The organism is Streptomyces sp. TN58, from assembly GCF_001941845.1.
Lineage (GTDB): Bacteria > Actinomycetota > Actinomycetes > Streptomycetales > Streptomycetaceae > Streptomyces.
Genome location: NZ_CP018870.1, coordinates 2,236,268 through 2,253,640 on the forward strand (window position 1 = coordinate 2,236,268; position 17,373 = coordinate 2,253,640).

Annotated in this window: 18 protein-coding genes and 1 other RNA gene; 8 read left to right on the forward strand and 11 right to left on the reverse strand. The window is 74.2% G+C overall.

The genetic code is table 11. The annotated features are described in order from the left end of the window. Window positions 1–68: 68 nt before the first annotated feature. Together BSL84_RS10160 and BSL84_RS10165 are read right to left on the reverse strand one after the other, a co-directional pair. Entirely contained in the window at window positions 69–899 is an 831-nt protein-coding gene (locus tag BSL84_RS10160) for a hypothetical protein (protein ID WP_075970195.1), read from the reverse strand. Then, a complete protein-coding gene (locus BSL84_RS10165) occupies window positions 896–1,630 on the reverse strand; it encodes a MerR family transcriptional regulator (RefSeq protein ID WP_030032932.1) in 735 nt (244 codons plus the stop codon). Before BSL84_RS10165 ends, BSL84_RS10160 begins: the two co-directional genes overlap by 4 nt. Window positions 1,631–1,707: 77 nt before the next feature. Between BSL84_RS10165 and rnpB the strand changes: the two genes are divergently transcribed. Further along, window positions 1,708–2,109: RNase P RNA component class A (rnpB, locus tag BSL84_RS10170), an RNA gene on the forward strand. A gap of 110 nt (window positions 2,110–2,219) precedes the next feature. Here the strand turns inward: rnpB and BSL84_RS10175 are convergent. After that, on the reverse strand, window positions 2,220–2,831 hold the full coding sequence (locus tag BSL84_RS10175) for an ABATE domain-containing protein (RefSeq protein ID WP_045322008.1): 612 nt from the start codon (window positions 2,829–2,831) through the stop codon (window positions 2,220–2,222). Between the two features lie 95 nt (window positions 2,832–2,926). Between BSL84_RS10175 and BSL84_RS10180 the strand changes: the two genes are divergently transcribed. Further along, complete coding sequence (locus BSL84_RS10180; RefSeq protein WP_075970196.1) at window positions 2,927–3,715, forward strand: MBL fold metallo-hydrolase; 789 nt, start codon at window positions 2,927–2,929, stop codon at window positions 3,713–3,715. Between the two features lie 117 nt (window positions 3,716–3,832). Next, window positions 3,833–4,168: a hypothetical protein gene (locus tag BSL84_RS10185; RefSeq protein ID WP_037664819.1), complete on the forward strand. Its 336-nt coding sequence runs from the start codon at window positions 3,833–3,835 to the stop codon at window positions 4,166–4,168. Between the two features lie 34 nt (window positions 4,169–4,202). Here the strand turns inward: BSL84_RS10185 and BSL84_RS10190 are convergent, their stop codons facing one another. The 3 genes from BSL84_RS10190 to BSL84_RS10200 are packed head-to-tail and all read right to left on the reverse strand — an operon-like array spanning window position 4,203 to window position 7,236. Then, the gene (locus tag BSL84_RS10190; RefSeq protein WP_075970197.1) at window positions 4,203–5,639 is read right to left on the reverse strand and encodes a bifunctional RNase H/acid phosphatase; all 1,437 of its coding nucleotides are present in this window, start codon (window positions 5,637–5,639) and stop codon (window positions 4,203–4,205) included. Beyond that, the gene (locus BSL84_RS10195; RefSeq protein WP_199816153.1) at window positions 5,639–6,382 is read right to left on the reverse strand and encodes a zinc ribbon domain-containing protein; all 744 of its coding nucleotides are present in this window, start codon (window positions 6,380–6,382) and stop codon (window positions 5,639–5,641) included. The genes BSL84_RS10190 and BSL84_RS10195 overlap by 1 nt, the downstream gene beginning before the upstream one ends. Then, the gene (locus BSL84_RS10200) at window positions 6,379–7,236 is read right to left on the reverse strand and encodes a Nif3-like dinuclear metal center hexameric protein (protein ID WP_030031352.1); all 858 of its coding nucleotides are present in this window, start codon (window positions 7,234–7,236) and stop codon (window positions 6,379–6,381) included. Before BSL84_RS10200 ends, BSL84_RS10195 begins: the two co-directional genes overlap by 4 nt. A 224-nt stretch (window positions 7,237–7,460) precedes the next feature. On the opposite strand from BSL84_RS10200, the gene BSL84_RS10205 reads away from it, so the two are divergent. Further along, window positions 7,461–8,624 (forward strand): hypothetical protein, encoded by a 1,164-nt coding sequence (locus tag BSL84_RS10205; RefSeq protein ID WP_075970198.1) that lies wholly within the window; start codon window positions 7,461–7,463, stop codon window positions 8,622–8,624. A gap of 16 nt (window positions 8,625–8,640) precedes the next feature. Here the strand turns inward: BSL84_RS10205 and BSL84_RS10210 are convergent, their stop codons facing one another. The 3 genes from BSL84_RS10210 to BSL84_RS10220 all read right to left on the reverse strand — a co-directional run bounded on the left by BSL84_RS10210 (window position 8,641) and on the right by BSL84_RS10220 (window position 11,622). Continuing rightward, complete coding sequence (locus tag BSL84_RS10210; RefSeq protein ID WP_030030094.1) at window positions 8,641–9,582, reverse strand: 3-oxoacyl-ACP reductase; 942 nt, start codon at window positions 9,580–9,582, stop codon at window positions 8,641–8,643. Between the two features lie 71 nt (window positions 9,583–9,653). Then, complete coding sequence (locus tag BSL84_RS10215) at window positions 9,654–10,730, reverse strand: Zn-dependent alcohol dehydrogenase (protein ID WP_045322012.1); 1,077 nt, start codon at window positions 10,728–10,730, stop codon at window positions 9,654–9,656. 37 nt (window positions 10,731–10,767) lie between these two features. Then, window positions 10,768–11,622, reverse strand: a complete 855-nt coding sequence (locus BSL84_RS10220; protein ID WP_075970199.1) for a MaoC/PaaZ C-terminal domain-containing protein — start codon at window positions 11,620–11,622, stop codon at window positions 10,768–10,770. Window positions 11,623–11,836: 214 nt separating this feature from the next. On the opposite strand from BSL84_RS10220, the gene BSL84_RS10225 reads away from it, so the two are divergent. The 4 genes from BSL84_RS10225 (at window position 11,837) to BSL84_RS10240 (ending at window position 13,733) form a co-directional block, all read left to right on the forward strand. Next, window positions 11,837–12,190, forward strand: coding sequence for a hypothetical protein (locus BSL84_RS10225; protein ID WP_045322013.1), 354 nt, complete (start codon window positions 11,837–11,839; stop codon window positions 12,188–12,190). Window positions 12,191–12,382: 192 nt separating this feature from the next. Then, entirely contained in the window at window positions 12,383–12,928 is a 546-nt protein-coding gene (locus BSL84_RS10230) for an RNA polymerase sigma factor (protein WP_030030103.1), read from the forward strand. Further along, the gene (locus BSL84_RS10235; protein ID WP_045322014.1) at window positions 12,915–13,238 is read left to right on the forward strand and encodes a hypothetical protein; all 324 of its coding nucleotides are present in this window, start codon (window positions 12,915–12,917) and stop codon (window positions 13,236–13,238) included. The genes BSL84_RS10230 and BSL84_RS10235 overlap by 14 nt, the downstream gene beginning before the upstream one ends. Before the next feature lie 9 nt (window positions 13,239–13,247). Next, window positions 13,248–13,733: a hypothetical protein gene (locus tag BSL84_RS10240; RefSeq protein ID WP_045322015.1), complete on the forward strand. Its 486-nt coding sequence runs from the start codon at window positions 13,248–13,250 to the stop codon at window positions 13,731–13,733. Window positions 13,734–13,920: 187 nt separating this feature from the next. On the opposite strand, the gene BSL84_RS10245 is transcribed toward BSL84_RS10240, so the two are convergent. Both BSL84_RS10245 and BSL84_RS10250 read right to left on the reverse strand, forming a co-directional pair. Then, window positions 13,921–15,108 (reverse strand): lipid-transfer protein, encoded by a 1,188-nt coding sequence (locus BSL84_RS10245; RefSeq protein WP_045322019.1) that lies wholly within the window; start codon window positions 15,106–15,108, stop codon window positions 13,921–13,923. A gap of 15 nt (window positions 15,109–15,123) precedes the next feature. After that, complete coding sequence (locus tag BSL84_RS10250; protein WP_075970200.1) at window positions 15,124–17,256, reverse strand: acyl-CoA dehydrogenase; 2,133 nt, start codon at window positions 17,254–17,256, stop codon at window positions 15,124–15,126. Window positions 17,257–17,373: the final 117 nt, after the last annotated feature.

The following is a 17,373-nucleotide window of genomic DNA, read 5'->3' on the forward strand; positions in this document are numbered from 1 at the left end:
TCTCCTTCTGTACGGCACGACGCAGGGGTGCGGCCCCCCGAACAGCGTAGGGGGTGCCGGGGAGGGACTTACGCCGGGCGGCGGAGGGTGGTGACCAGGGCGCGGGGATCGTCGGCGTGGAAGCGGATCGTGCGGGCCGCCGCGCGGGCGCCGAGCGGGCGGACGAAGGTGAGCGGGCGGTTCAGTTCCAGCGTCACCGTGGTCTGGCTGCCGACGGCGAGGTCGAGCACCCCGTCCTCGGAGAGCGTGACCAGCCGCCCTTCGGGGTAGCGGCGGTCCACCCGTACCGAGGCCACCGCGTCCGGCGGGACGGCAAGGTCGAAGAGGGCGCCGTAGCGGATGCGCAGCGAGCCGTCGGCTCCGACCACGTGCGGCCGGGTGACGCAGGAGGCGTGAAGGCCGAGCAGGAGCACGATCCCGTACACGTCCAGTACGAGCACCGCACGGTGCACCGCCGGCCAGGGGATGAGCAGGGCCAGGGCGAAGGTCTCGACGACCGACACGAAGACCATCCCGTACATCATGGCCGTCTGCGGTCCGGTGTAGCCGGCGGCCAGGTCCCCGGGGCGCACCCCGTGTTTCCTGCGCAGGACCCACCGGCCGAGCGAGGCTCCGGCGCGCAGCTCGTGCCGGAGCAGCCGCCGGACCTGGACCGGCACCACGGCCCGCACGGCCGTCCGCAGGGCCGCTCCCCGCCCCTCACCGGCGGCCCGGGCAGCGGCGTACAGCCTGTGGAGCGCCCACGCCTCCAGCAGCAGCACCGCCGACACCACCGCCTCCGCCGCGGTCAGAACGGCCCCGGGCAGCCGTACCCCGGCCGCGACGCACGCCACGAGTGCCAGTTCGGCCGGCAGCACGGCGGCAGCGGCGATCCGTGCCGCCCGTGTCGTGCGGGTCATCCCCGTCCCCTCTCCATGAAGGCTTCCATGACCCGGCGGACGACCTCCGCCTGCGCGGGTGCGTAGTCGGCGAGCAGTGCCTCTTTGAACCCGGGCACGACCACCCCGTCCCGCGGGATCGCCGCGAACACCTCCTCGGGGACGGCCGCCACCAGCTCCGCCGCGAGGCCCGGGATCCGCGGATCGTCCACGGCGGCGTCGGCGAGTTCGTCCAGCCGCTCGTACAGGGCGAGCACTCCGGGGTCGGCGGCCAGCGGCCCGAGTGCGGCGTAGACCTCCTCGCCGCCGACACCGGTCGCGTCGAGGAGCGTCAGGTGTTCGCGGTCCTTCGCGGCGGTCGGGGACGTGGTCCGCGGCGCCTTCTCCAGCAGTGCGGCGAGCGCGGGCGAGAGCGGTTCGCCCGCTCCCGGCCCGGCGGCCAGCAGTACGGCGAGCCGTCGCCGCCGCTCCTGGATCTCGGCCTCCTGGCGGGCGAGGTCGGCGTCGAGCTCCTGAAGTACGTCGGCCAGGTCGCGCCCGGCGTCGTCCGCGAGGACGTCGCGCACCTCGTCGAGGCTGAGGCCGAGCTCGGTGAGCCGGCGTACGCGGGCCAGCAGGACGGCGTCCCGGACGGTGTAGGCCCGGTATCCGTTGGGGCGCCGCTCCGGTTCCGCGAGCAGGCCGACATGGTGGTAGTGCCGGATCGCCCGGGTGGTGACACCGACGACCGCGGCGATCTCTCCGATCCGCATGCCCTCAGTAGAAACCCTGCCGTTGCGGCAAGGTCAAGCGGTGACGGCACAGCCGGTAACATGGTCGCCACGGCAGACGAGTCGGCCGGGCGGCCGCGTCGGGATCCCAGGATCCCGCCGAGGAACGTCCGGGCTCCACAGGGCAGGGTGGTGGGTAACGCCCACCCGGGGTGACCCGCGGGACAGTGCCACAGAAAACAGACCGCCGGGGGCTTCGGCCCTCGGTAAGGGTGAAACGGTGGTGTAAGAGACCACCAGCGCCTGGGGTGACCCAGGCGGCTAGGTAAACCCCACCTGGAGCAAGGTCAAGAGGATCCGTCCCCGGACGGGTCTGCGCGAACGCCTGAGGGCTGCCCGCCCGAGTTCGCGGGTAGACCGCACGAGGCCGGCGGCAACGCCGGTCCTAGATGGATGGCCGTCTCCCCGGCGACCGCGAGGTCACCGGGTGACAGAACCCGGCGTACAGGCCGACTCGTCTGCCCCCATCCGCCCCGTCTTGGGCGGAGCCCCGATCAGGTCGACCGTTCCCCGTTCCGGGGAGTTTCTGGGGAGTCTGACATCACCGGGGCGTCCCGAATGCCCTGTGCCGTCAGTCCGTGGCGCCCGTGCGGCGGGCGTAGGCGCGGGCTGCGCGGACGCGGTCGCCGCAGCGGGTGGAGCACCAGTGGCGCCGGCCGTGGGTGCGCATGAGGAACCGGTCGCAGGGGGCGGCGCCGCAGGCGGCGAGGATGTCGGCGTCCGGGCCGGTGAGCAGGTCGGCGGCGTCGGCGGCGAGGATCGCCAGCGCGTGGTTGACGGCCCGGTCCGTGGGGTGCGCCTGGACGCGGCGCGGGCCCCGGGCTTCGTCCCAGGCGAGGAGGGGCGCGGTGGGGACCGCCGTGAGGGCTTCGTTCACCGCGCGCAGGGACGCCTCGGGCGGGGTGGTGCCGTCGACGCGGGCGGCGAACAGGGCGCGCACGTGTCCGCGGAGGGTACGCATCCGCTGCGCGCACATCTCGTAGAGCTGCACGTCGGGGGTGGTCAGCTCGTGGGCGGCGAGCCAGCGCATGGCGGACTCGGGTGCGGCGAGCAGGTCGTAGCCGTGGCCTGCGGGGAGGTTCGCGGTGGTGTCGGCGAAGTCCAGGGACCGGTACCGGTCGGCACCCGGCGGCGGGGGCAGCGGGGTCTGCCCGGTGTCGGGGGCGGCCGGCTTCTCATCCATGCCCTCATGTTAGCGCTTGCGTTTTTCCGTGACACCTGCCTAGCCTTCCATCACGCCAAAAGCGGCGGTTTTTCGTGAGAATCAAGGGAGACGCGATGTCCCAGCTCCACGCCGGCCAGTTCCCGGTCCGCACGTTCGGCGGTCCGACCGCCCTGTTCGAGTACGGCGGCCTGCGTTTCCTGACCGACCCGACCTTCGACGGCCCCGGTGACTACCCCTCGCAGGGTCCGACGCTGACCAAGACCGCCCCCGCCGCGGCCGCCCCCGCCGACCTGGGCCTCGTCGACGTGGTCCTGCTCTCCCACGACGAGCACGCCGACAACCTCGACGTCGCCGGCCGCGCCCTGCTCGCGGAGGTGCCGCTCACCCTGACCACCCCCGGCGGCGGAGACCGCCTCGGCGGGAAGGCCAGGGGCCTGGCCGACTGGGAGACGGTCGAGATCGAGCGCCCGGGCGGCGGCACCGTCACCGTCACCGGCGTCCCCGCCGTCCACGGCCCGGGCCGGCGCGAGGAGGTCGAGCCCTACACCGGCCAGGTCGTCGGCTTCGTCCTGACCGGCGAGGGCCTGCCGACGGTCTACGTCAGCGGCGACAACGCCTCCCTCGACGCCGTCGGAGCGATCGCCGAGCGCTTCGCCCCCGTGGACACCGCCGTCCTGTTCGCCGGCGCGCCGCGGTTCCCCATGCTCTTCGGCGGCGAACCGCTCGTCCTGGACAGCGTGCAGGCCGCCGAGGCAGCCCGGATCCTCGGCGCACGCCGTGTCGTCCCGGTCCACCACGACGGCTGGGCCCATTTCACCGAGGGCCGCGAGGAGTTGGAGGCCGCCTTCACCGCCGCGGGCCTGGCCGACCGCCTGGACCCGGACTGGGCGCGGCGCGCCTGACGGGCGGCGCCTGCCCTGCGGGACGCCGGGCAGGCGCCCGGTCCCCGCGCCACGAATCGAGGCGCGGCCGGTGCCGATGCCTGTCGGTGGGCCGGAGGATGCGGCACTCTCAGGTTCATGAGCGACCACCCCGCACGCGCGGCCGCGGCTGCCGCGCACATACGCGACCTCGCCCAGGCGACGACCGACCCCCGCAGCGCCTACGCCGACCCCGCCCAGCTCGCTTCCGTGACCGGGAGCCTGCTCGACCTCGCCCGCCACCTCGAAGACGCGTTGGACCACCTGGAGCGCGGTGTCCGGCACACCGGGGACGGCGACTGGGCCGCTGCGGACGGTGGGGCACCCCGCCGGGCCGAGCACGCCGTCCAGTCCGCCCGGGCCGAGGCGCGGAACATGTCCCGCGCCCTCGCCCGGGCCGTCGAGGCCCTCGGCCGGCTCAAGTCCGCGCCCTGAGGCTGCCCTTACGGCCTTACCGACCGTACCGCCCCTACCGCAGGTGGGAGGTGTCGTTCAGCAGGCGGACCGAGGCGTTGCCGTCCGCGTAGTAGGCCACGGCCGACAGGGACGCCGCCGAGAGTTCCATGCGGAACAGGGACTCCGGCGGGGCCCCGAGGGCGAGGCGGACCAGGATCTTGACCGGGGTCACGTGAGTGACCAGCAGGACCGTGCGGCCCGCGTGCTCGGCCAGCAGCCGGTCGCGGGTGGCCGAGATCCGGCGGGTGGCGGCAGCGAAGCTCTCGCCGCCGCCGGTGGGGGCGGCCTTCGGGGAGTCCAGCCAGGCCTGCAGGTCGTCCGGGAAGCGCTCCCGCACCTCGGCGAAGGTCAGACCCTCCCAGGCGCCGAAGTCCACCTCGCGCAGGCCCTGTTCGACGGTCACGTCGAGGCCGAGGCGGTCGGCGACGACCTGCGCGGTCTCGCGGCAGCGCAGCAGCGGGGAACTGACGACCGTCTGGACGGTGCCGCGGGCCGCAAGGGCCTCGGCGACCGCCGCCGCCTGGCGGCGGCCCGCCGGGGACAGCTCGGGGTCGCTTCCGCCGCTGCCGGAGAACCGCTTCTGCGGGGTGAGCGCGGTCTCGCCGTGGCGCAGCAGCACGAAGGTGGCCGGGGCGCCCATGTCGGGGGCCCAGCCCTGCCCGCCCGCGGGGGCGGTGGCCGTCCGGTCCCGATCTGCCCGGCCGGGCGCCGGCGCCGCCGGCGGGACGGCTCCGCCCGTAGCGGAGGCGGGCTCCGCGAAGAGCGTGTCGGCCCCTGCCTCCGCGGACACCGGCGCGGTGGCCGGCGTACGGGCGGACACGGCCTCGCCCGTCGCCGCGCGGCCGGCCCGGGCCTCTTCGGCGCCGCCGATGCCGCGGGCGGCCGCGGCGTCGGGGCCGGACCGGGCGGCGGCCAGGGCCGCCCGCGCCGCCGCCGCACCCGCGGCGGCGTCACCGGGCGGACCCGACGGGGCCGGCGCGGCCGACGGGGTCGTGAAGGCGGCCGAGGAGGCCGACGGCTCCCACTGCCCGCCGCGCCTGCCCGCGTCCATCGCCTCGTTGGCGAGCCGGTCCGCGTGCTTGTTGCGCTCGCGCGGGATCCACTCGTACGTCACCTGCGCGCGCGGCAGGATCCGCGCGGCCTCGGCCGCGAGCGGCTTCATGTCCGGGTGCTTGATCTTCCAGCGGCCCGACATCTGCTCGACGACGAGCTTGGAGTCCATCCGGACCAGGACCTCCGCGTCCGGCGCGAGGTCACGGGCCGCCGTGAGCCCCGCGATCAGGCCCTTGTATTCCGCCACGTTGTTCGTCGCGACGCCGATGTACTCGGCGCGTTCGACCAGCGTCTCGCCCGAGGCCGGGTCGAGGACGACCGCGCCGTAGCCGGCGGGCCCCGGGTTGCCCCGGGATCCGCCGTCCGCCTCCACGACGACCCGGACGAGTCGCTGCATCAGATGCCCGAGTCGGCCGTACGGACGAGGATGCGGCCGCAGTTCTCGTGGCGGACGACCTGGTCGCGGGCCGCGGCCTTGATCTCGTTGACCTCGGCCATGTCGAGCTCCAGTCGGCAGCCCTCGCAGCGGCGCTGGTAGAGGCGCGCCGCGCCGACGCCGCCCTGCTTGACGCGGATCTTCTCGTACAGGGCCATCAGGTCGGCCGGCATGGAGGCGACGATCACCTCGCGGTCCTTGGTGACCGTCGCGACCTCGGCGTCGATCTCGGCGGTGGCCGCGTCACGGCGGGCGGTGGCGTCCGCGACCTTGGCCTCCAGGGCGGAGACGCGCTCGGTCAGCTCGGAGACGCGCTCCTGCGCGGCCTCCAGGCGCTCCATGACCTCCAGGACCACGTCCTCCAGGTCGCCCTGGCGCTTGGCGAGGGAGACGACCTCGCTCTGCAGGTTCGCCAGGTCCCGGGCCGAGATGCCCACGCCGGAGTCGAGCCGCTGCTGGTCGCGGACCGCGCGCTGGCGCACCTGGTCGACGTCCTGCTCCGCCTTGGTCTGCTCTCGCGCCGTGTCGCTCGCCTGGGTCTGGGCGGCGACCAGCAGGTCACGCTGCTGCGCCAGGTCCTTGGTCAGCGTGTCGAGCTCGGCGTGCTCGGGCAGCGACTTGCGCTTGTGGGCGAGCTGAGACAGCCGGACGTCCAGCGCCTGGACGTCGAGAAGTCGGATCTGGTCGGCGGGCTCGGCGTTCAGTTGGGGGCTCCAGAGATAGAAGGGGAGGGTACGGACGGCGCGTGCACCGTCCACGGGTCGGTGACGGTGCGCGAGACGTGGGTGCGCAGACCCCAGCCGTGCCGCTCGGAGATCGCGTCGAGCTGCGCTGCGGCCTGTTCGCACCAGGGCCATTCGGTGGCCCAGTGGGCGGCGTCGACGAGGGCCAGCGGGCTCTGCTCGCGGGCCTCGGAGACCGGGTGGTGGCGCAGGTCGGCGGTGACGAACGCGTCCACGCCGGCGGCGCGGACCTCCGCGAGGAGGCTGTCGCCGGAGCCGCCGCTGACGGCCACCCGCCGGATCATCGCGTCGGGGTCGCCCGCGACGCGGATGCCCTGGGCGGTCGGCGGCAGCCAGGCCGCGCAGCGGGCGGCGAACTCCCGCAGCGGCTCGGAGCTGTCCAGCTCGCAGATCCGGCCGAGGCCGCGGCGGCCTTCGGGGTCGCTCGGGTCCGGCACCAGCGGGCCGGTGATCCGCAGGTCCAGGGCGCCGGCGAGGGCGTCGGAGACGCCGGGGTCGGCCGTGTCGGCGTTGGTGTGGGCGACGTGCAGCGCGATGTCGTTCTTGATCAGGGTGTGCACGACGCGGCCCTTGAACGTGCCGGCCTCGACCGTGGTGGTGCCCCTCAGGTAGAGGGGGTGGTGGGTGACGATCAGGTCGGCACCCAGTTCCACGGCTTCGTCGGCGATCTCCTGGACGGGGTCCACCGCGAAGAGGACCCGGCCGACCTCGGCTTCGGGGTCGCCGCATACGGTTCCGACCGCGTCCCACTGCTCGGCCCGCGAGGGGGGCCAGAGAGCGTCCAGCGCGGCGATGACTTCAGAGAGACGGGGCACGGGCCAAGGCTACCGTCCGTGGCGCCCGGTCCGGTCAGCGCCGGTACCTGCGAAGCGGCCCGCCGCCGGCCCGCGGGGCCTGCCTTTCGATGCCGCACAGCACAGTCGCACCGCCCGTCACAGACGAATCGCCGCCCGGACACCCTTACGTGTGAAGCCGCCTTGGTCGTGTTGTTCGGCGGGAATCCCGAAAACTAGCTTCCTCACCGGAGGTGACGGCCCGGATGACTGTCTGTGCCATCGAGATGACGACCACGGCCCCGTTCACGATCTCCGCGGACGGGTCCTACGCCGCCCGGCTCGCCGGGGACGGTGAGGCGCGCTTCGCGGAGCGCTGGACCCTCGCCGGTCCCGAGCCCTACGCGGTGCCGCTGCCCCTCGCACAGCCCGAGGAGGCGGACAGCGAGCTCCTCCCGCTGGCCGACGGGCGCGTGCTGATCCACCGCCGGGTCGCGGACCGGCACGCCTTCGCCCTGCTCTACCCGACGGGCGCCGCGGCCGGGCCGCGCACCGGGGAGCTCCAGCTGGGCGGCGTGGACGCGGAGGAGGGCGTACGGGTCTTCCTGCTGCCGCCGGCCCCGGACGGCTGCGGGGCCTTCGCCGTGGCGGCGTCGGACTCCGTGACCACGTTGTGGCAGGTGGCCGGAGGCGCGTTCGGGCCGCAGCGGGTGGCCCGGATCCCCGGTCGCTGCTCGGGCGGGGTGTGGCTGGACCGGACGGGCCGGCTGCTGGCCCTGGACCGCGAGCTGGAGGGCACCGCCAAGGCCGTCACCGTGGATCTGGGCGGCGACGCCGGGATCACCCCGCTGCTGCAGATCACCGAGGACAGCGACGACCGGCTGCTGCTGGCCGACCCGGACAGCGGACTGCTGCTGATCCGCTCCGACGCCCCGGGCGAAGCCCGCCTGGGCTGGGGCGTGCTGGGCAGCTCGCGTCCGGTCCGCTTCCCCGAGTGCCTGCGGTTGGGGGACGCCGCGCCCTTCGCCGTCCAGCCGGGCCAGGCCCTGATGCCGGAGACCTGCGGGGTGGCGCTGCGGCTGCCCGAGGGGGACATCGGCCTGTGGCGCCCCGCCGACCGGTACGTCTTCCGGCTGGCCGCCCCGGCGGGGTGGCTCGGCGGGGCGGGCCTGTGGAGCCCGCAGGGCCGCCTGCACCTCCCGTACGCGCTCCCGGACGTGCCCTGCGGGATCGCCGGGATGACCCTCCCCGCCGCCCCTCCCCCGCCGGTGCGGGTGGACCCGCCGGCCATGGCCCCGCCGGCCCGCCCGTCGGGCCATCCGCCGGCTCATCCGTCGGCCCGTACGGATGCGTCGGCCCGTAGGGATCCGGGGCCGCCGCCCTCGCCGCGGCCGGTCCCCCTGCAGCAGGCTCCGCTGGCCGGGCGGTAGGGCAGGGCCCCGCCGGTCAGCCGTGCCTGAGGCCCAGGACCTCCGGCGCGGCGAAGGTCTCGTTCGCCGGGCGGGAGTCGTAGTGCGGGGTGAGGACCGCGTCGAGCTCCTCGTAGGAGAAGGACTCCTTGCCCGTGTCGAACTTGGCGGCGACCTTCGGGCGTTCCATGACGACCACGATGCCGCCGTGGACGACGAAGAGCTGCCCGTTGGCCCTGGCGGAGGCGGGTGACGCCAGGTAGCCGACGAGCGGGGCGACGTGCTCGGGGGCGAGGGCGTCCAGCCGGCCGTCCTCCGGGACCTCGAAGCCGGCGAAGACGTCCTCCGTCATACGGGTGCGGGCGCGCGGGCAGATGGCGTTCGCCGTCACCCCGTACTTCGCCAGGGCCAGGGCGGTCGAGGTCGTCAGACCCACGATGCCGCCCTTGGCCGCGGCGTAGTTGGGCTGGCCGGCCGAACCGCCGAGGAATGCCTCCGAGGAGGTGTTGACGATCCGGCCGTACACCGGCCCGCCCGCGGCCTTGGACCGTTCGCGCCAGTGCGCCGAGGCGAAACGGGTGGTGTTGAAGTGGCCCTTGAGGTGGACTCGGATCACCGAGTCCCACTCCTCCTCCGACATCGAGAAGACCATCCGGTCGCGGAGGATGCCCGCGTTGTTCACCAGGACGTCGAGCTTCCCGTAAGTGCTCACCGCCAACTCGACCAGCTCGCGCGCCTGCTCGAAGTCGGCCACGTCGCCGAGGTGCGCGACGGCCTGCCCGCCCGCGGCGCGGATCTCCTCGGCGACCTCCTGCGCCGGGGCGGCCGAGGCCTCGCCCGAGCCGTCCCGGCCGGGCTGGCCGAAGTCGTTGACGACCACGCTCGCGCCCAGCCGCGCGAGCTCGATCGCCTCGGCCCGGCCGAGTCCGCGGCCCGCGCCGGTGACGACGGCGCAGAGCCCCTCAAGTGGGAGTGACATCGGTGGCGTTCCTCTCAGAGCAGGTCGGAGACGGTCGGAGACGGTCGCGGAGGTCGCGGAGGTCGCGGAGGTCAGAGCTCGATGCAGGTGCGCAGGGCGACGCCCGTGCGCATCTGGTCGAGGGCGTCGTTGACCTCGGCCAGGCTCACCCGGTGTGTGATCAGGTTCGCCAGGTCGATCCGGCCGGCCCGCCACAGCGCGATGGTGCGCTCGTAGGAGCGGAGCACGTCCCCGCCTCCGTACATCGAGGGCAGGATCCTCTTCTCGTCGAAGAACAGCGAGAACATGTTGATCTGGAAGTTGTCGTCGAGGGCGCCCGCCCCGACCACGACGACGGAGCCGCCGCGCCGCGTCATCTCGTACGCCTTCTGCACGGTCGCGGACCTGCCGACGACCTCGAAGACGTAGTCGAAGCCCTCGCCGGCGGTGATCCGGTTCCTGGCGTCGGCGAACTCCTCCGGGGAGACCGCCTCGGTGGCCCCGAACCGCAGGGCCGCCTCGCGGCGGGACGCGACGGGGTCGACGGCGACGATCTGGGCCGCGCCCTGCACCTTGGCGCCCTGGACGACGGATATGCCGACGCCGCCGCAGCCGATGACGGCCACCGAGGAACCGGCTTCCACCTTGGCGGTGTTGACGGCCGCGCCGAGGCCGGTGGTGACGCCGCAGCCGATCAGCGCCGCGATGTCGAAGGGGAGGTCGTCGGGGATCGGGACGGCGCAGGCGGCGGGGACCACCATCTCCTCGGCGAAGGTGCCGGTGCCGGCGAAGCCGAAGACGCCGCCGTCGCCCCGCCTGAAGTTGGGGGTGGCGACGTTCCCGAAGGCCTCCAGGCACAGATGGCCCTGTCCGCGTACGCAGGACGGGCAGTGGCCGCACGGCGGCAGCCAGCAGACCAGGACGCGGTCGCCGACGGCGTGGCCGGTGACGCCGTCGCCGACGTCGGTGATCACTCCGGAGCCCTCGTGGCCCGGTACGAAGGGGGCGGGCTGCGGCAGCACGCCGCTCATCGCGGACAGGTCCGAGTGGCACAGGCCGGTGGCCTTGATCCGGATTTTCACCTTGCCGGGACCGAAGCCCACGGCCTCCATGTCGTCGACGACTTCCAGCTTGTCCTGGCCGATCTCGCTCTGCAGTGCTGCGCGCACGGTGCGGCTCCTGTCGGTGCTGTCAGGGGGCGGAGGTTCATGCGTGTTCGACGACGGTGTCGGCGAGGACCGGCGCGTCGCCGCGTTCGACGGCGGTCACCGACACCAGGACGCGGCCGGTCTCCTGCCACATCCGGATGCGCAGCGTCTCGCCCGGGAAGACGATCCCTGCGAAGCGCGTGCGGTAGGCGCGGACCCGGGAGACGTCCCCGGCGAGGGCCGTGTCGACGACGGCCTTGAGGGTCATCCCGTACGAGCACAGGCCGTGCAGGATCGGCTGGTCGAAGCCGGCCAGCTTGGCGAACTCCGGGTCGGCGTGGAGCGGGTTCCAGTCGCCGGACAGGCGGTAGAGGAGTGCCTGGTCCTCGCGGATGTGCCGCTCCTCGACCCGGTCGGGTGCGCGCCCGGGCAGCTCCTCCCGGGCGGAGGGTCCGCGCTCGCCGCCGAAGCCGCCTTCTCCCCGTACGAAGATCTGCGCGTCGCTGGTCCACAGCGGCCCGTCGGCGTCGGCGACCTCGGAGCGCAGCACGATGACGGCCGCCTTGCCCTTGTCGTAGACGGCGGCGACCTTGGAGCTGGAGGTGGCGCGCCCCTTGACGGGGATGGGCCGGTGCAGCTCGATGGAGTGGCCGCCGTGCAGGACGTGGGCGAGGTTGACGTCGATGCCGGGCTGGCCGAGGCCGCCGAGCATGGCCATGCCCGCTCCGGCGACGGTCGCGAAGCTGGGCAGGACGTGGAGCTTGGATTCGAGGGTGTAGCGCAGCTCGTCCGGGTCCGTCGCCGGCAGGCCCGCGCCGAGGCCGAGGTGGTAGAGCTGGATGTCCTTGTGGTCCCAGCCGATGTCCCCCTGGCGGGGGTCTGCGGCGAGGGCCCTGGCGGCATCGATCGGCATGAGGACGCGGCTCCCTGTCGTCGGAGATCGGAAATGCGCTGCCTGGAAGACCTCGGCGCGGTCGTCCGCACCGTCGGCCGCACCGAGGTCGTATGCGGGACGGCCGGTTCTAGAACGCGTTCTAGGCTCGGCCGGTGAGGGAATGTATAACGCACGCCCCCGCACTTGGGAAGACTCTTGACTCTCCGTCAGATAGGCTGGGCGCGTGGACGAAATGCCCGTGGAACACCGCCAGGCCCGCGCCCTGCGGGTGCTGCTGGACCCGCACAATCCGGCCCTGGCGCTCCAGCTCGGCCTCCAGCCCGGCATCGAGGTCGTCCGGGACCCGATGGCCCGCCCGGAAGTGGCCCTGGTGGAGGAACTCGCGACGGTGACCGCCCTGCTGGCAGACGATCCGGAGTGCCGGATCCTCGTCCTGACCGGCTCGGCGCACCCGGGTCTGCGGGAGGCGGCGCTCGCCGCCGGCGCGGCCGGCCTGGTCCTGCGGGACGACCGCGTGGAGGATTTGGCGGAAGCGGTCCGGCGCGCCTCGACGGGCGAGACGGTGGTCGATCCGGCCCTGGGGTGAGTCCCGGCCGGGGCGAATCCCGGCCTGGGTGAATCCTTTCGGGGCTCCCGCGCCTCCTGTGTATGTTGCCGACGCAGAGGTCGGCACCTGACCCGGAGGTTTTCGACATGATCACAGTCATCGCGGTGGCCGGCGCGGCCGTCCTGCTCTGCGCGTGCACCGTCGCCGTCCTGCGCCGCCGGGGCCGGGCCCGTGGCTGACCGTACGGACTGGCCGGACGAGGCGCTGATCGTCGCGGCGCAGGCCGGTGACCTCGATTCCCTCACCGCGCTGGTCGCCGGGTCGCATCCGAACGTACGGCGCTTCGCGCACTCCCTGTGCGCGTCGCGCGAGGACGCCGAGGACGCGGCGCAGGAGGCGCTGATCATCCTGTACCGCAGGATCGGCATGCTCAGGGCGTCCGGGGCGCTGGCGTCGTGGATGTTCCGCATCGTCCGCAACGAGTGCCTGCGCCGGGCCCGGCTGATGCCGAGGGAGCGGCCGCCGCTGCCGGACACGGCCGTCATGTCGGCGGAGGACGAGGTACTGCGGCGCCTGGAGGCGGGCCGGGTGGCGGAGGCCATCGCCGACCTGCCGGCGGACCAGCGGCGCGTACTGATCATGCGGGACGTGCAGGGCCACAGCGGCCGGGCCGCCGCCGAGGCCCTGGGCCTGAGCACCGCCGCGATGAAGTCGCGCCTCCACCGGGCCCGCGCGGCCCTCCAGCTCACCCTGGGAGACACCCGTGCCCACCACTGACACCGTCTCCGGCTTGGCACCCGGCTCCGGCTCCGGTTTCGCGAGCGCGTCCGTGCCACGGCACCTGGCGCGCGGCGCGGTGGGCTTCGGCGCGCTGATCGCGTCCTTCGCCCTCATCCCGTTCCTCGGCCCGGTCACCCTGCTCCTCGCCCCGGTCGGCGTGATCGCCCTGCGCGGCTGCCCGATGTGCTGGGCGATCGGCCTGGCCGAGACCGTCTCCCGCGGCCGGCTCCGCCGCGAGTGCACGAACGGCAGCTGCGAACTCAAGGCAGCCGGAAAGCAGTCCGGCGTCGGGGAGGGGGTCTCGTAGGCTGACCCGATGGGCCTCTTCGACCGACTGACCGGCACCCGGCACCCCGAACCCGGTACGCCGGCCCGCTCCGCCGCGGAGCTCCGCGCCGCACTGCTGGCGCTCGACGGCCCGGACGCTCCGTTCGTCCTGCGGGAGGGCACCGCCCGGGAGGGCGCAACCCTGGTGGCGGTGTGGCGGATCCCGCCGGGCCCCTGGCACCCCGAGCGCGGCCGCACGCTGCTGCGCCTGGACGCCAGTGCCCGCGAGGTCCGCACCCTCGACGAGCGGTGGGAGCGGCTGGAACGCGGGGAGAGGTCCTTCGACGGCTCGGGGCTCAAGTACATCCGCGGGCCGGTCGACCACACCTCCAAACAGTGGAAGTTCGGGCGGGACTCCGAGGGCCGGCGGCGCCTGGTACCGGAGACCGGCTTCAGCTCCGATGCGGTGAAGGCCCCGCTCCGCGAAGCGGTGCTGACCGCCGGCTGGACCTGGCGCGGCACCTTCCGGTTGTGATTCTCCGCTGCCGGATCCAGCCCCGTCTGGGTTCGAGGCACCGTGGCAGCCGCCTGGCACAGCCCGGCCCACGGCGCCGCACCCGGCACCCGACGGCCGGCGCCCGGCACTTTCAGCCCCGCCGGCGTTTGAGGCGCGGGGGTCGGTGGCGGGCCCCCGCAGCGGCGCCGCGCCCGGCGGCGTGCGGTCAGCGGCGCAGCAGGGTCACCACCGCCGCGCCGCCCAGGCCGATGTTGTGGGCCAGGCCGACGCGGGCTCCCGGCACCTGCCGCGGACCCGCCGCGCCCCGGAGCTGCCAGACCAGTTCCGCCGCCTGCGCCAGCCCCGTCGCGCCCAGCGGATGCCCCTTGGAGATCAGCCCCCCAGAGGGGTTGACGACCCACCGCCCGCCGTACGTCGTGGCCCCGCTCTCCACCAGCTTGCCCGCGGCCCCGTCCTCGCACATGCCCAGCGCCTCGTACGTCAGCAGCTCGTTGATCGAGAAGCAGTCGTGCAGCTCCACCACGTCCACGTCCTCGATGCCGAGCCCGGACGCCTCGTAGACCTGCCGCGCCGCGGCCGCCGTCATCGGCTTGCCGACGACATCGACGCAGGAGCCCGACGCGAAGGACTCCTCCGTGTCCGTCGTCATCGCCTGCGCGACGATCTCCACCGCCTTGTCGTGCAGCCCGTGCGCCACGAGGAACCGCTCGGACACCACCAGCGCCGCCGCCGCGCCGTCGGAGGTCGGCGAGCACTGGAGCTTCGTCAGTGGCGCGTGGATCTCCTTCGCCGCCAGGACCTCCTCGACCGAGTACACGTCCTGGAACTGCGCGTTCGGGTTGTCCGCCGAGTGCCGGTGGTTCTTCGCGCCGACCGCCGCCAGCTGCGCGGGGGTGGTCCCGTAGCGCTCCATGTGCTCGCGCGCCGCGTTGCCGAAGATCTGCGCCGTGGGCGGGGACATCTCGAAGCCGTGGCCCGCCGCCATGATCCCGTAGTGCCGGGCCACCGGGGACGTGGAGAAGTCACCGCCGTCGGCACCGCCCCCGAGCGCGCCGCGCTTCATCTTCTCGAAGCCCAGCGCCAGCACGCAGTCGCTCAGCCCGCCCTCCACGAACTGCCGCGCCATCATCAGCGCCGTCGACCCGGTCGCGCAGTTGTTGTTGACGTTGTAGACCGGCACTCCGCTCAGCCCCAGCTCGTACGCCGCGCGCTGACCGGCGGTGGAGGCCTGGAAGCAGTAGCCCACCGGCACCTGCTGCACCAGGCCGTAGTCCACGCCCGCGTCCGCGAGCGCCGCCGACCCGGCCTCCTTCGCCATGTCCCAGTACTGCCAGTCCCGCGACTCGGGCTTCTCGAACTTCGTCATGCCGACGCCCACGATGTACGACTTCATGCCCCTGGTGTCCCTTCAGTCCCTCGGGAGGCCGAGAATCCGCTCGGCGACGACGTTGAGCTGGACCTGCGTGGTGCCCCCGGCGATGGTCAGGCAGCGGGACATGAGCATCCCGTGCACCGCCCGCTCCCCCGCCCCCTCCCGCACCGCGCCCGCCGGCCCCAGCAGTTCGAGCGCCAGCTCGGCGGTCCGCTGCTGGTGCGGGGTCTGGACGAGTTTGCGTACGGACGCACCCGCGCCCGGCTCCAGCCCCGACACCTGCTGGAGCGTGGTGCGCAGCCCGATGCAGGCCAGGGCGTGCGCCTCGGCGGCCAGCGCGCCCAATCGCACCCGGTGGGCGCCGTCAAGGTCGGCGGCGCGCGCGAGCAGCGCCTCCAGGCCGGTGTCGAAGGTCATCCGGTCGGCCATGTGCACGCGTTCGTTGCCGAGGGTGTTGCGGGCCACCTGCCAGCCGCCGTCTGCCGTGCCGACCAGTGCGTCCGCCGGGAGTTCGACGTCGTCGAGGTACACCTCGTTGAACAGGGCCTCCCCCGTGATCTCCTTCAGCGGCCGGACGTCGATGCCGGGGGTGTTCTTCATGTCGACGACGAAGTAGCCGAGCCCCTTGTGCTTGGGCGCGTCCGGGTCGGTGCGGGCGAGCAGGATCCCGAAGTCGGCGCTGTGCGCGGAACTCGTCCACACCTTCTGCCCGTTGACGATCCAGGAGCCGTCCGCCCGCCGCTCCGCCCGCGTCCGCAGCGAGGCCAGGTCGGAACCGGCGCCCGGTTCGGAGAAGAGCTGGCACCAGGTGATCTCGCCTCGCAGGGTGGGGAGCACGTAGGTGTCGCGCTGCGCCCGCGTCCCGTAGGCCAGCAGGGAGGGCACGATCCAGGTGGCGATGCCCAGGTCGCAGAGCGTGACCCCGGCGGCCGCGAGTTCCTGCTGGACGACGAGCTGTTCGACGGGCCCGGCGCCGAGTCCGTAGGGCGGCGGCAGGTGGGGGGCGGCGTAGCCGGTGGGGGCCAGGATCCGCCGGGCGGCGGCCGGGTCGAGTCCGCGCGCGTCCTCGATGGCGGCCCGGGCCTTCGCGCGGTACTCCTCGGCCCGAGCCGGCAGCTCCACACGCAGCCCGCGCCGCGCCCCGCCCGCCGCGCACCGCACGGCCCGTAAGCGGTGGCCGTCGCCGGGTCCGAGCAGCTGGCGGGCGACGATCGCCCGCCGCAGGTGGATGTGCGCGTCGTGCTCCCAGGTGAAGCCGATCCCGCCGAGGATCTGGATGCAGTCCTTGGCGCAGGAGTACGCGGCGTCCAGGGCGGTCCCGGCGGCCAGGGCCGCCACGAGCGAGCGCACGTCGGGGGGCTCGTCCATGGCCCGGGCGGCGTCCCAGGCCAGCGCCCGGGCCTGTTCCAGCCGTACGAGCATGTCGGCACAGAGGTGCTTGACGCCCTGGAACCGCCCGATGGGCCGGCCGAACTGCTCGCGCACCTTGGCGTACTCGGCGGCCGTGTGCAGCGCCCAGGCGGCGGTACCGCAGGCGTCGGCGGCGAACAGCGTACAGGCGAGGTCGCGTACGAGCACCACGTCGAGCTCCAGCAGCCGCCCGGCGGGGACGACCGCACCGCGCGCCCGTACCTCGGCGGTGGGGCGGGTCGGGTCGGCGCTCTCGTGCGTACGGATGTCCAGCGCGGCGGCGTCCACGGCGAACCAGCGGGTCCCGTGCGCGGCCTCGGCGGCGAGCAGCACGAGGTCGGCCTCGCCTGCGCCGAGGACGGGCGGCGCGAGCCCGTCCAGCAGGTGCCCGCCGCCCTCGGTGGCCACGGCGGTCAGGGTCCCGGGCCCGAGGGCGACCGCCCCGACCCGCCCCGCCAGCGGCTCGGCCCCGGCCCGGTCCAGCAGTACGGAGGCCAGCGCGCTCGGCAGGTACGCGCCGGGCAGCGCCCCCCGGGCAGCCTCCTCGACGACGACGGCCAGATCGAGGAGGGTCCCGCCCTCCAGGTGCGGCTCCAGGAGCCCCGACGCGGTCAGCGCGTCCCAGTACCCGGGCCGCACCCCGGTCCGCGGCGGGGAGTCGAGCAGCTTGCGCACCTCTTCGGGGGGCGAGACCCGCGCCACCCAGCCGCGCACGGCCTCGGCCAACTCCCGCTGCTCCTGCGTGATTCCGATGCCCATGCGCGGCAGACTAGAACACGTTCCAATCTGACGGAAGGTCAGATCGAGGTGTTTTCCCCGACCCGCGCGGACGGCGAGGACCCGGCGGGGCGGAGCCGTCCCGGCGAACTCCGTTGC